Below are 11,627 nucleotides of genomic sequence, written 5' to 3'. Positions count from 1 at the left end.
CCACCACCCTGCGGGTGGTCCCCCTCCCCACGGCTTCGCCGCAGGGAGGATTAATATGTCCGCTCCCCACCCCAAAGCCGCCGCCACAAGCGCGCCTCAAAACTCCGGCGTCAGATTGTCCGCATCGACCGGCAGCGTCTTGAAGATCGGCCATTCGCGCATGTCGCCGCTTTCGCCGTTGCAGCGGCGCGACGACAGCGCTTCGCCGTTCTTGAGCACGATCAGCCCGCCATAGGTCCTTTCGGGCGTGCGGCCCTCCTCGGTCATGCCCATGCCCGGCGCCGAATAATGGGCGTAGACGACGTATGAATAGTCGCCGTTGACGAAGCGCAAGGTCTGGTCCTCGCCGCGCGGGTAGAGCGTGCGGTGGTAATGGACGCGGCCGCTCGCGGCATCGGCGACCATGCGGAGTTCGGCGCGCTGCCTGGTCCCGTAGCGATAGACGAGCGCCCCGCCCTCCTGCGTCACCGTCAGCCTTTTCTTGCCCATCGCGCAGTCGAACACCGGTTCGGGCGCCGCGGCCATCGCCAGCGCGAGCAGCAGGCTCACGGATAGCTCACCGTCTTGGGCACTTCGGGGATCGGGATGAACTCCTCGCTGTCGCCGGGGACGAGCGGGAATTTTTGTTCCTTCCAGTCGTGCTTGGCTTCGTTGATCCGCTCGCGCGACGAGCTCACGAAATTCCACCAGACGTGGCGCGGGGTGGTGAAGGCCTCGCCGCCGAGCAGCATCACGCGCGCGTCGCTGTCGGCGCGCAAGGTCATCGCGTGGCCGGGTTTCAGGATATAGAGGCTGTGGCGCTCGAGCCTTTCGCCGTCGAGGCTCGCATCGCCGATCGCTACCAGCACCGCGCGCTCGTCGGCCTCGGCGTCGATCGGGATCGTCGCGCCGGCGTTCATCAATATGTCGGCATAGATGGTCGCGCTATGCTGGGTGATCGGCGCGGTCTTGCCCCACAGGCTGCCCATGATCACGCGCGCCGACACGCCGCTGTCCTCGATCAGCGGCAGATCGTCCTTCGCGACATGCTCGAACGCCGGGTCGATCTCTTCCTTGCCGTCGGGCAAGGCGAGCCAGGTCTGCATGCCCGAGATCGCCGAGCCCGTCGCGCGCTCGGCCGCCGGGGTGCGCTCCGAATGGACGATGCCGCGCCCCGCGGTCATCAGGTTGCACGCGCCCGGGCGGATCGTCGCGAAGGTGCCGAGGCTGTCGCGATGGTCGATCGCGCCTTCGAAAAGATAGGTCACCGTCGCGAGGTTGATATGCGGGTGCGGGCGCACGTCCATGCCCGCGCCGATATCGAAATGCGCCGGGCCGAACTGGTCGACGAAGATGAAGGGGCCGACCATCGTCCGCGCCTTGTTGGGCAGGGTGCGCCGCACGTCGAACGCGCCGATGTCGTGGGTCGAGGGGGTGATGATAGTGAACATCAGCCGAGCCTTTCCAGCGTCCGGCGCGTCTTGTCGGTTTCGACATTGCCGGTGTTGCGGGTCGAACCCGGCTCGAGCAGCAGCACCGAGCATTCGCCGTCCAGCGCCTCGGGGCAATGTTCGGTCCCGTGCGGGACGATGATGAACTCGCCGGGCTCGACGATGACGTCGCGGTCGCGGAACGCCATCTTCATCCGCCCCGCGACGACGAGGAACAATTCGTCTTCGACATCGTGATGATGCCAGTCGAACTTGCCGTCGAGCTTGACCAGCTTGACCTGGAAATCGTTGATGTCGCCCGCGACGCGCGGGTTCCAGGGATCGTCGAAGCTCGCAAAGGCCGCCGCCAGATTGACCTTGTCGATCATCAGCCCTCTCCCGGCGCCGTCGCGCGGATCGCGAGCGCATGGACGCGCTGTCCGGGGAGGTCGCCCAGCGCCTTGTTCACCGCGCGCTGGCGCGCGACGCGGTTCAGGCCCGCAAAGCCCGCCCACTCGATGCGCAGGCTGAAATGCGACTCGCCGCTACCGTCGTCGCCGCTGTGGCCGTGATGGCTGGCGCTGTCGTTGCTCAGCGCGAAATTGGCGTCGGGAAAGGCCGCGCGCAGCAGGCTTTCCATCTCTTTTTCTACGGGTCCGGGGGTGCTCATGGGTTGACCATAAGCGCTTCGTCGCCAAATGATAAGGGCTGCCCAAGGTCAGCCTCCCCTATCCCGAAAGCCACTCTTGCCGTCCCCGACCCGCCCGACCCGTTTCCATGGCCGCGTTCCGCGCGAAGAGCGCTGCGCCGCGCCCGGCTGCCGCGAGGCGGGCGAGTTTCGCGCGCCGATCGCGGCGACGCGCTCGCCCGACGGGCCGCCGCAATATCGCTGGCTGTGCCTCGACCATGTCCGCGAATTCAACAGCGGCTATAATTATTTCGAGGGGATGAGCGCCGACCAGATCATGGAGGCGCAGTCGCCGACCGCGGGCTGGGAAACCGAAAGCCGCACCTTCCGCCCCGCGGGCAGCGCCGACCTGCCGCCGCGCTGGGCCGATTTCCGCGACCCGATCGACGCGCTCGGCGCGCGTTTCCGCCAGCGGATGGACGAGGCGCGGCGGCAGGCGGCGAACCCCGGCCTGTCGCGCGAGGAACATGCCGCGATGCAATTGCTCGCGCTGCCCGCCGACGCCGACCGCGCCGCGCTCCGCCGCCGCTACAGCGAGCTGGTGCGCAAATATCACCCCGACCGCAACGGCGGCGACCGCAGCCATGAAGCGAGACTCGGCGAGGTTGTTGCGGCATATCAGCTGCTCAGAAAGGCAAAAGCCTTCGCCTAGGGGCCTTCGCCTGACGGGAGAGCTGCGATGAACGATCTGGACGAAAAGCGCATCGACGTGGTCCGCCGCCATATGGCGCTGGAGATCACCCACGAATGGGATGCGGTGATCGCGACTTTCGAGCATCCGCGCTACGAACTCCACGGCCCCGGCACTATCTTCGACGGCGAGGCGGCGGTGCGCAGCTATTTCACCCAGTCGCGCATCCCCTTTCCCGACCAGGGCAACGAAGTCATCGCGATCGCCGCCGACGCCGCGACCGACACGGTGCTCGTCGAATTCTGGCTGACCGGCACCCACCTCGGCCCGCTCAACCTCGGCCTGCGCACGATCGAGCCCACCGGCAAGGCCTTCCGCGTCCGCATGGCGGCCAGCTTCCAGTTCGCGCCGGGCAGCGACAAGATCGTCTGCGAACGGCCTTATTACGACCAGTCGTCGGTACTGAAGGCGCTGGGCATCCTCTGAATAAGGCGTTGCATGGCGCAACCCATATCGATACCGCGCTAACGCAACTCCCCTCTCCCCTTGTGGGAGAGGGTTGCGAAGACTTGGCAGCTTTGCTGCCTAGTCGAAGCTGGGTGAGGGGTTGCGAGCCTTTGGCTCGCGCGCCGCAAGCGCCGCTCACCCTCATCCAACTGCGCCTAGCCGCTTTGCGGCAAGGCTCCGTATCCTTCTCCCATCAAGGGAGAAGGGAATTAGAGATTTGAAGGCCGCGACATGACCGATATCCCCAACAGCCTCCCCGACCACCATGGCTCGACGCTGCTCGCGGCGCCCGATACCGAGGTGAGTGCGCGCGAGATGTTCGGGGTCGATGTCGACATGATGGTCCCGGCGTTCAGCGAGGCCGATGCGCGCGTGCCCGACCTCGATCCCGCCTATGTCTTCGACGGCGACACCACGCTCGCGATCCTCGCGGGGTTCAAATACAACCGCCGCGTGATGGTGCAGGGCTATCACGGCACCGGCAAGTCGACGCATATCGAACAGGTCGCGGCGCGACTCAAATGGCCGTGCATCCGCGTCAACCTCGACGCGCATATCAGCCGTATCGACCTCGTCGGCCGCGACGCGATCGTATTGAAGGACGGCCAGCAGGTCACCGAATTCCGCGAAGGCCTGCTCCCCTGGGCGCTGCAGACCCCGACCGCGCTCGTATTCGACGAATATGACGCGGGCCGCCCCGACGTGATGTTCGTGATCCAGCGCGTGCTGGAGACCGAGGGCAAGCTGACCCTGCTCGACCAGAATCGCGTGATCCGCCCCAACCCGCATTTCCGGCTTTTCTCGACCGCGAACACCGTCGGCCTCGGCGACACGAGCGGGCTCTATCACGGCACGCAGCAGATCAACCAGGGCCAGATGGACCGCTGGAACATCGTCGTCACGCTGAACTATCTGCCCGCCGCGACCGAGGCCGCGATCATCCTGGCGAAGGTACCCGACACCGACGACATCACGATCGCGAACATGGTCAAGGTCGCGGACCTGACGCGCCAGGGCTTCATCAACGGCGACATCTCGACCGTGATGAGCCCGCGTACCGTGATCAGCTGGGCGCAGAACGCCGCGATCTTCAACAATCTCGGCTTCGCGTTCCGCTTGAGCTTCCTCAACAAGTGCGACGAGGCCGAACGGATGATCGTCGCCGAATATTATCAGCGCGTGTTCGGCGAGGACCTGCCCGAGGGGATCGTCGGCGGCAAATAGGCGGCGCCGGCGATGACCGCGGGGGGCGGGTCCGGATCGGCGGCCTATCACGGCCACATCGACGGGCTGCGCGCCGTCGCGATCGCGCTGGTGCTGCTCTATCATTTCGATTTCGGCGGCGGGGCGCAGGCTTTCCTGGGCGTCGACATCTTCTTCGTCATTTCGGGTTTCCTGATCGGCGGGATCGTGCGGAACGACCTCGCGAACGCGCGCTTCGGCTTCGTCGATTTCTATCGCCGCCGCATCGCGCGGATCGCCCCCGCGCTGCTGGTCGTGGCGGGGCTGACGCTCGCCGCGGGCTATGCGCTGCTCATCCCGACCGACCTCAGCCGCCTCGCGCTCGAGGTGCGCGCGGCCGCGCTCAACATCGCCAACTGGCATTTCGAGCCGCAGGCTTCCTATTTCATGCGCGACCGGATCGAGCGCTTTTTCCTGCACAGCTGGTCGCTGTCGGTCGAGGCGCAATTCTATGTGGCTTTCCCTTGGCTCGCGCTGCTGCTCCATCGCTTCGGCTGGTTTACCCGCCGCGGGGTCGGCGCGCTGCTGCTGCTCGGCCTCGCCGCCTATGTCGCGGCCGGCCTCCATGAGCCGCGCGCGGCCTTCTATTTCTCGTCGCTGCGCGCGTGGGAGTTTCTGGCGGGGGTGCTGATCGCCGCCGGGCCGATCGCGGCGATGCCGGCGCGCCGCGCGGCCGTGCTCGCGGCGCTCGGGGCTGCGATGATGCTCGGCGCGACTTTCGCGCCGGTGCCGGGCCATTTCGCGGCGAAGAGCCTGTGGCAGATCCTGTGCGTCGCGGGCACCGCGCTGCTCCTCGCCGCCAATCTCGCCGCACCGGCCAACCCCGCCGCGCGCCTGCTGGCGCTGCCGCCGGTGCGCGCGCTGGGGCTGGTCTCCTATTCGGTGTATCTGATCCACTGCCCGCTGCTGATGCTCGCCGAGAATTGGCACATCGTGCCGCTTTCGCCCGGCGGGCGCCTGCTCGTGCTGCTCGCGACGCTGGCGCTGGCGGGGCTCTGCTGGTTCCTGGTCGAGCGGCCCGCGCGGCGCTGGGCGAACCGGGCGCGCACGCCCGCGCTCCACGTTTATGGCGCGGCGCTGCTCGCCACCGCGCTGGTCGCCGGCGCGGCGAGCTGGGTGGTCGACAAAAAGGGCGCGCCCGAGCGCTTCTCGGCCGAGGAGCGCGCACTGCTCGCGGTGTTCAAGGACCGCACGCGCTGCACCCCCGCGTCGCGCGGCGCGGCCTTTGCCCCCGACGGCGCCTGCCTGCTCGGCGACACCGCGGTGCGGCCCGACGTGGCGGTGTGGGGCGACAGCCACAGCCGCGAGCTTTCGCATGCGCTGGGGCGCGAACTCGGCCCCGCGGGCCGCTCGCTCGCGCAATATACGTCGTCGGGGTGCCCGCCCTTCCTCGGCACCGCGATCCGCAACCAGCCCGATTGCCCGGCCGACAACGACCGCATCGCCGCGCGCATCGCCGCGACGCCGTCGATCGAGACGGTGGTGCTCGTCGCCTATTACGGCCGCCACGCCTATCTGGGCGAAGCGCGCATCGCCGCCGCGCTCGAACGCAGCGCGACGCTGCTACGCCGCGCGGGCAAGCGCGTGATCGTCATGGGCCCGCTGCCCAAGCCGCCCTATGACGTGCCGAGCGGCCTCGCGCGCCGCGACCGCAACGGGCGGAGCGACCTCCCGCTCGCGCAGAGCGAGGCCGGGTATCGCAGGGCCAGCGCGGCGATGCGCACGGCACTCGAGCGGATCGCCGACGGCGACCATATCGTCATCGCCGACCCCGGCGCGGCGATGTGCACGGGCGGCCGCTGTCCCTATATGGTCGGCGCCACGCCGCTCTATATGGACGACAACCATCCCTCGGTGGCGGGGGCGGAGCGGATCGCGCGCAGCCTGCTGCCGCTGCTGGCGCCGCGCTGACGCGGCTTCCCCCCGGCGGCAAAGCCGATTATCCCCGCGCCATGGTCTCGCTCCCCCGCCGCCTCGCCCCGCTCCTCGCCTGCGCGCTGCTCGCCGGCTGCATCAAGCCGGTCGATTACGGCAAGATCCGCCACGCCGACTATGTCGCCGACCCGCGCTGCACCGCGCAGCCCGGCGCCGCGGTCGACGAGGCCGCGCTGCCGCTCTTCTTCGCGACCAGCCGCCTGCCCGATTGCCGCAGCGCCGACATCCGCCTGCTCATCTATCGCGGCGACCATGTCCGCTACGGGCGCTTTGCCGCGCCCAGCGAGATCGAAAAGGAACTGCGCACGCCGATGGCGTTCCAGGAATCGGGCGACTGGTGGCGCGGGCTGCAGGCCGAGACCGACCGGCGGCAGGGGCGCGTCCTGCTCTATGTCCACGGCTATCGCGAGAGTTTCGAGACGACGACCAAGGACGCGGCGCAGATCGCGCGGATGACCGGCTTCGACGGGCCGGTGGTCGCGTACAGCTGGCCGTCGCAGCACCAGGTGCTGGGTTATGGCACCGACGAAACCAACATGTATCACGACATCCGCAATTTCCGCGACTTCCTGCGCACGCTCGCCGAGCGCGAATGGGTGAAGGAGATCGTGATCGTCTCGCATTCGCTCGGCGCGCGGCTGGTGATCCCCGCGGTCGGCGCCGCCGACCGGCTCGCGCGCCGCGCCGAGCGCCGCGACAAGATCTCGAACATCGTCCTCGCCTCGCCCGACGTCGACCGCGAGACCTTCGAGCGCGATATCGTCGAGGATGTGCTGTCGCCCGAGCGCGTCGCGCAGGGGCGCCACATCACCGTCTATGTCTCGTCGAAGGACAAGGCGCTCGCCGCCTCGCGCGCGATCCACGGCTATCCGCGGCTCGGCTCGCCCTTTTGCTTCGATCCGTTCGAGGCGGCCGAACTCAAGGCCAGAGGCGAGCCCGAGCGCTGTTACGCGGCGCCCGCGCCGGGGCTGACGATTATCGACACCACCGAAGTGTCGCGCGGATCGACGGGGCACAGCAATTTCCTGCGCAGCACGGTCGCGTGCCGCGATTTCGTCGATGTCGTCGCCGACAAGAGGTCGCGCCCCGAGCGCGTCGCGACGCGGCTGGCGCATGTGTTCCTGCTGTTGCCCGACCCCGTGACCGCGCCCAAGGAACTGGACGAGGCCCATTGCCGCTGGCTGCCCGACAAGACGCCCTAGATAAAGCCGCACATCACGGCGAAATCGCTGAGCCAGACCACGGGCCCCTCACCGGTCCAGAGCCACAGCCCGCCGACCGCGACGACGGCAAAGAGCGCGAGCGCGACCCAGTCCTGCCGCTGGAGCTTCATGCCGGCGCGGTGCGTTTGAGCGGCGCGTCGGCGATCGGCAGATGGACGAGCCCTGCGAACAGCCCGAGCGCGATCGCGAAGCCCCAGGCGATGTCGTAGCTGCCGGTGGCGTCGAAGATCAGCCCCGCCATCCACGCGCCGAAGAAGCTGCCGACCTGGTGGCTGAGGAACACGATGCCATAGAGCATCGAGAGATAGCGGATGCCGAAGATGCGCCCGACGATCCCGCTGGTCAGCGGCACGGTGCCGAGCCACAGGAAACCCATCGCGCCCGCGAAAACCAGCGCGGTCCAGTGGGTCAGCGGCAGGAACAGGAACAGCGCGATCACCGCCGACCGCGCGACATAAAGGCCCGACAAGATATATTTCTGCCGCAGCACGTCGCCCGCGCGGCCGAAGACATATGAGCCGAGGATGTTGAACAGCCCGACGAGCGCCAGCACCTGCGCCCCGATCTCGATCCCCAGCCCCTTGTCGTCGAGATAGGCGGGCAGGTGCGTCGCGATGAAGGCGATGTGGAAACCGCAGACGAAGAAACCCGCGTTGAGCAGCCAGTAGCCGCGGTGCACCGCGGCTTCGCGCAGCGCCTCGCGCGCGCTCTGCTCGACCTCCAGCACCAGGCCGGGGCTCGCATCGGTGCGTCCCGCGACCCCGATCGCGAGCAGGCCGCACAAGGCGACCAGCCCCGCCATGATCCACAAGGTCTCGTGATAGCCGATATCGCGCAGCAGCATCGACGCGAGCGGCACGACGAGGAACTGGCCGAGCGAGCCCCCCGCGGTGACGATGCCGAAGGCGCCGCTGCGCTTCTCGGGCGGCACGACGCGCCCGACCGCGCCGAGGACGACGACGAAGGTCGTCGCCGACTGCGCCATGCCGATGAGCAGGCCGAAGCTGATATGCAGCCCGATCGCGTCGCTCGCAAACGCCGCGCCGATCAGCCCGAGCGCGTAGAGCAGCGCGCCCGCCAGCACCACGCGCCCCGCGCCATGCTTGTCGGCGAGCGCGCCGACGAAGGGCTGGACGAGGCCGAAGAGCAGATTCTGCAGCGCCATCGCCAGCCCGAAGTCCGACCGGCTGATCCCGATATCGACGCTCATCTGCGGCAGGAACAGCCCGAACGACTGGCGCACGCCCATCGCCAGCGTGACGATGAGCGCGGCGCAGAGGATGACGATCCAGGGCTGTTTCATGGCGGCGAGTTTGGGGGAGCGCATGGGCTGCCCGATGCGCCCGCCTTCCGTTTGCGTCAAGCGAGCTTAGCTACTGCGGTGCGAACCGCCTCTTGCTTCGTCGCACGCACCACCTAGGATCGCGCAACTTTGCCGGAGAATCCCATGAGGACCTTGATCGCCGCGACCCTGGGCCTGACGCTGACAACGCTCGCGCCGCCGGCGCTTGCCGAGACCGTCGAGGACCCCAATTACACCACCCAGAATCTGATGATCTACAACGACCGCGGACAGGTGCTGCTGCAGCGGAACTTCATGGGCTGGAGCACGCCGGGCCTGCGCTACGACAAGCGGGTTTCGATCCGCCAGAGCCTCGGCGAACTGGCATCCAACTATGGATTGACCATCAGCGACCTCCGCCTCTCGGGCCTGTTCAGCTATCAATATGGCTACACGCCCGCGATCTCGACGCGCTCGCATTATTCGGCGACCGCCGCCGGCGGCACCGCGACCGCGCCCAAGGGGATCGACGAGGTGCGGTGGTTCGACCGGGCGGACGCCATCGCGGCGATCGCGTCGGACACGCAAAAATCGCCTCCCGCGCTGGTCGCGATCTCGCGCCAGATGCTGAGCCATCCCGAGACCATCTGGAGCGGATCCTTCTATATCTGGCGCGAAGGCGAGGCCTATTTGAGCAAGGTCGTCGAACCGCTCGAGCCGATCGGCTAGGGCAGCGCCGCCGCCGGTTTTTCCGTCCCTTCCTTCTCCGCCCAAAGCTGTCTACAGCCTCGACTCACCATGACCGCCTCCTCTCCCCTCGACGATTTCAAGGCCGCGCTGTCGAGCGTCGCGCGTGCCGTCACGCGCGATGCCGAGGTCGAGGTCGGCTTTACCGCCGACGCCCCCGCGCAGATTGGCAAGACGATCAAGGTGCCGACGCCCTCGCGCACATTGCCCGCAGACCAAGTGGCCGAAGCGCGCGGTTTCGCCGACGCCTATGCGCTGCGCATGAAGCACCATAGCGAGAAATTGCACGCCGCCGCGCGCCCCGCCGAACCGCTCGCCGCCGCCGCCTTCGACGCGATGGAACGCGCGCGGATCGAGGCGCTCGGCGCGCGCCACATGGACGGCATGCGCAGCAATCTGTCGGCGAGCCTCGCGATGCGGATGCGGTCGGACCCCATCGCGCGCGCGCAGAGCCGCGACGACGTGCCCGTCTCCTCGGCGCTCGAACTGATGCTGCGCGAGGCCTTGACCGGCGAGGCCCCGCCGCCGGGCACCGAGACCGGGCTCGGGCTGATCAGCGACTGGATCGCGCGCCAGGCCGGCGGCGACATCGAGGCGCTGGCGATGCAGATCGACGACCAGGCCGCCTTCGCCGAGACCGCCAAGCTCGCGCTCCGCCACCTCGACCTCATCTATGGCGACGAGCCGATGGACGACGGCGCCGAGGACAATGGCGAGGAGGACGAGAGCGAGGCCGAGGAGTCGCAGGACGAGCAGGAGAGCGAGGACGGCGGCACCGGCGAGAGCCAGGTCGACGCGCGCGCCGAGACTGCGGGCGACCAGGCCGACGACGGCGACAGCGACCCCGACGCGCAGGAGATGGAGGCCGACGGCGAACCCGAAATGGGCGGCGAAGGCGACGAGGGCATGCTGCCCGTGCGCCCCAACCGCCTGCCCACCGACGTCCCCGATTTCAACTATGTCCGCTTCACCGAGAAGCATGACGAGATCATCGCCGCGACCGAGCTCTGCGACGCCGACGAACTGACGCGGCTGCGCGCCTATCTCGACCAGCAGATGCAGCATCTGCAGGGCGCGGTGACCAAGCTCGCCAACCGGCTCCAGCGCCGCCTGATGGCGCAGCAGAACCGCGCCTGGGATTTCGACCAGGAGGAGGGCCAGCTCGACGCCGCGCGGCTCGCGCGCGTCATCGTCTCGCCGGGCCAGTCGCTGTCGTACAAGATCGAGCGCGACACCGACTTCCGCGACACCGTCGTCACCCTGCTGATCGACAATTCGGGCTCGATGCGCGGGCGGCCTATCAGCATCGCCGCGATCAGCGCCGACATCCTCGCGCGCACGCTCGAACGCTGCGGCGTGAAGACCGAGATCCTGGGCTTCACCACGCGCACCTGGAAGGGCGGGCAGAGCCGCGAGGACTGGCTCGCCGCGGGGCGCCCCGCTCATCCCGGCCGCCTCAACGACCTCCGCCACATCATCTACAAGCCCGCCGACGAACCCTATCGCCGCGCGCGCAAGTCGCTCGGGCTGATGATGCGCGAGGGGCTGCTCAAGGAAAATATCGACGGTGAGGCGCTGATGTGGGCGCACCACCGGATCGTCAATCGCCCCGAGGAGCGCCGCATCCTGATGGTCATCAGCGACGGCGCGCCGGTCGACGACAGCACGCTGTCGGTCAACCACGGCGCCTATCTCGACCAGCATCTGCGCCAGGTGATCGAGTGGATCGAGAACCGCTCGCCGGTCGAGCTCTGCGCGATCGGCATCGGGCACGACGTCACGCGCTACTACAGCCGCGCGGTGACGATCATGGACGCCGAGCAACTGGGCGGCACGATGGTCGAGCAGCTCGCCGGGCTGTTCGACATCGATTGAGTAAGGGCGGTTAGCGGGCGATTGCGGACATCTTAATCCTCCCTGCGGCGAAGCCGTGGGGAGGGGGACCACCCGCAGGGTGGTGGAG

Annotated in this window: 13 protein-coding genes; 7 read left to right on the top strand and 6 right to left on the bottom strand. The window is 68.2% G+C overall.

Annotated elements, in window-relative coordinates; genetic code table 11:
- Positions 1–96: 96 nt before the first annotated feature.
- From ATE62_RS22275 to ATE62_RS22260, 4 genes are read right to left on the bottom strand one after another with little or no spacing between them, the layout of a single operon-like run.
- Entirely contained in the window at positions 97–549 is a 453-nt protein-coding gene (locus tag ATE62_RS22275; protein ID WP_058810513.1) for a hypothetical protein, read from the bottom strand.
- Positions 546–1,430, bottom strand: coding sequence for a pirin family protein (locus ATE62_RS22270; RefSeq protein ID WP_058810512.1), 885 nt, complete (start codon positions 1,428–1,430; stop codon positions 546–548). The genes ATE62_RS22275 and ATE62_RS22270 overlap by 4 nt, the downstream gene beginning before the upstream one ends.
- The gene (locus tag ATE62_RS22265; protein WP_231736385.1) at positions 1,430–1,798 is read right to left on the bottom strand and encodes a cupin domain-containing protein; all 369 of its coding nucleotides are present in this window, start codon (positions 1,796–1,798) and stop codon (positions 1,430–1,432) included. The genes ATE62_RS22270 and ATE62_RS22265 overlap by 1 nt, the downstream gene beginning before the upstream one ends.
- Positions 1,798–2,079 carry a BolA family protein gene (locus ATE62_RS22260; RefSeq protein ID WP_443028884.1) on the bottom strand — a complete coding sequence of 94 codons (282 nt, stop codon included), beginning with the start codon at positions 2,077–2,079 and terminating at the stop codon, positions 1,798–1,800. Before ATE62_RS22260 ends, ATE62_RS22265 begins: the two co-directional genes overlap by 1 nt.
- 76 nt (positions 2,080–2,155) lie before the next feature.
- On the opposite strand from ATE62_RS22260, the gene ATE62_RS22255 reads away from it, so the two are divergent.
- The 5 genes from ATE62_RS22255 (at position 2,156) to ATE62_RS22235 (ending at position 7,614) form a co-directional block, all read left to right on the top strand.
- Positions 2,156–2,749 (top strand): J domain-containing protein, encoded by a 594-nt coding sequence (locus tag ATE62_RS22255; RefSeq protein WP_058810510.1) that lies wholly within the window; start codon positions 2,156–2,158, stop codon positions 2,747–2,749.
- Positions 2,750–2,776: 27 nt separating this feature from the next.
- Positions 2,777–3,214, top strand: a complete 438-nt coding sequence (locus ATE62_RS22250) for a nuclear transport factor 2 family protein (RefSeq protein ID WP_058810509.1) — start codon at positions 2,777–2,779, stop codon at positions 3,212–3,214.
- Between the two features lie 252 nt (positions 3,215–3,466).
- Positions 3,467–4,459 (top strand): cobaltochelatase subunit CobS, encoded by a 993-nt coding sequence (gene cobS, locus ATE62_RS22245; protein ID WP_058810508.1) that lies wholly within the window; start codon positions 3,467–3,469, stop codon positions 4,457–4,459.
- A 12-nt stretch (positions 4,460–4,471) separates the two neighbouring features.
- Positions 4,472–6,388: an acyltransferase family protein gene (locus ATE62_RS22240; protein WP_058810507.1), complete on the top strand. Its 1,917-nt coding sequence runs from the start codon at positions 4,472–4,474 to the stop codon at positions 6,386–6,388.
- A gap of 41 nt (positions 6,389–6,429) precedes the next feature.
- Positions 6,430–7,614: an alpha/beta hydrolase gene (locus tag ATE62_RS22235; RefSeq protein WP_058810506.1), complete on the top strand. Its 1,185-nt coding sequence runs from the start codon at positions 6,430–6,432 to the stop codon at positions 7,612–7,614.
- Here ATE62_RS22235 and ATE62_RS24060 read toward each other — a convergent pair.
- Positions 7,611–7,745 carry a hypothetical protein gene (locus ATE62_RS24060; protein WP_269433383.1) on the bottom strand — a complete coding sequence of 45 codons (135 nt, stop codon included), beginning with the start codon at positions 7,743–7,745 and terminating at the stop codon, positions 7,611–7,613. The genes ATE62_RS22235 and ATE62_RS24060 overlap by 4 nt on opposite strands.
- Positions 7,742–8,962, bottom strand: coding sequence for an MFS transporter (locus ATE62_RS22230; protein ID WP_058810505.1), 1,221 nt, complete (start codon positions 8,960–8,962; stop codon positions 7,742–7,744). The genes ATE62_RS24060 and ATE62_RS22230 overlap by 4 nt, the downstream gene beginning before the upstream one ends.
- Before the next feature lie 120 nt (positions 8,963–9,082).
- On the opposite strand from ATE62_RS22230, the gene ATE62_RS22225 reads away from it, so the two are divergent.
- Complete coding sequence (locus tag ATE62_RS22225; protein WP_058810504.1) at positions 9,083–9,646, top strand: hypothetical protein; 564 nt, start codon at positions 9,083–9,085, stop codon at positions 9,644–9,646.
- 69 nt (positions 9,647–9,715) lie between these two features.
- Entirely contained in the window at positions 9,716–11,539 is a 1,824-nt protein-coding gene (cobT, locus tag ATE62_RS22220; RefSeq protein WP_058810503.1) for a cobaltochelatase subunit CobT, read from the top strand.
- Positions 11,540–11,627 lie beyond the last annotated feature (88 nt).

The sequence above is a fragment of the Sphingopyxis sp. HIX genome, assembly GCF_001468285.1.
In the GTDB taxonomy this organism is placed as follows: domain Bacteria; phylum Pseudomonadota; class Alphaproteobacteria; order Sphingomonadales; family Sphingomonadaceae; genus Sphingopyxis.
Note: the sequence above shows the minus strand (reverse complement) of the source record. Positions and strands in the feature narration are given on the sequence as shown.

Excerpts from the sequence above, each read along its gene's own strand:
- ATE62_RS22270 (WP_058810512.1), bottom strand. The coding sequence starts at position 1,430 with ATGTTCACTATCATCACCCCCTCGACCCACGACATCGGCGCGTTCGAC.
- ATE62_RS22265 (WP_231736385.1), bottom strand. The coding sequence starts at position 1,798 with ATGATCGACAAGGTCAATCTGGCGGCGGCCTTTGCGAGCTTCGACGAT.
- ATE62_RS22260 (WP_443028884.1), bottom strand. The coding sequence starts at position 2,079 with ATGAGCACCCCCGGACCCGTAGAAAAAGAGATGGAAAGCCTGCTGCGC.
- ATE62_RS22250 (WP_058810509.1), top strand. The coding sequence starts at position 2,777 with ATGAACGATCTGGACGAAAAGCGCATCGACGTGGTCCGCCGCCATATG.
- cobS (WP_058810508.1), top strand. The coding sequence starts at position 3,467 with ATGACCGATATCCCCAACAGCCTCCCCGACCACCATGGCTCGACGCTG.
- ATE62_RS22240 (WP_058810507.1), top strand. The coding sequence starts at position 4,472 with ATGACCGCGGGGGGCGGGTCCGGATCGGCGGCCTATCACGGCCACATC.
- ATE62_RS22235 (WP_058810506.1), top strand. The coding sequence starts at position 6,430 with ATGGTCTCGCTCCCCCGCCGCCTCGCCCCGCTCCTCGCCTGCGCGCTG.
- ATE62_RS24060 (WP_269433383.1), bottom strand. The coding sequence starts at position 7,745 with ATGAAGCTCCAGCGGCAGGACTGGGTCGCGCTCGCGCTCTTTGCCGTC.
- ATE62_RS22230 (WP_058810505.1), bottom strand. The coding sequence starts at position 8,962 with ATGCGCTCCCCCAAACTCGCCGCCATGAAACAGCCCTGGATCGTCATC.
- ATE62_RS22225 (WP_058810504.1), top strand. The coding sequence starts at position 9,083 with ATGAGGACCTTGATCGCCGCGACCCTGGGCCTGACGCTGACAACGCTC.
- cobT (WP_058810503.1), top strand. The coding sequence starts at position 9,716 with ATGACCGCCTCCTCTCCCCTCGACGATTTCAAGGCCGCGCTGTCGAGC.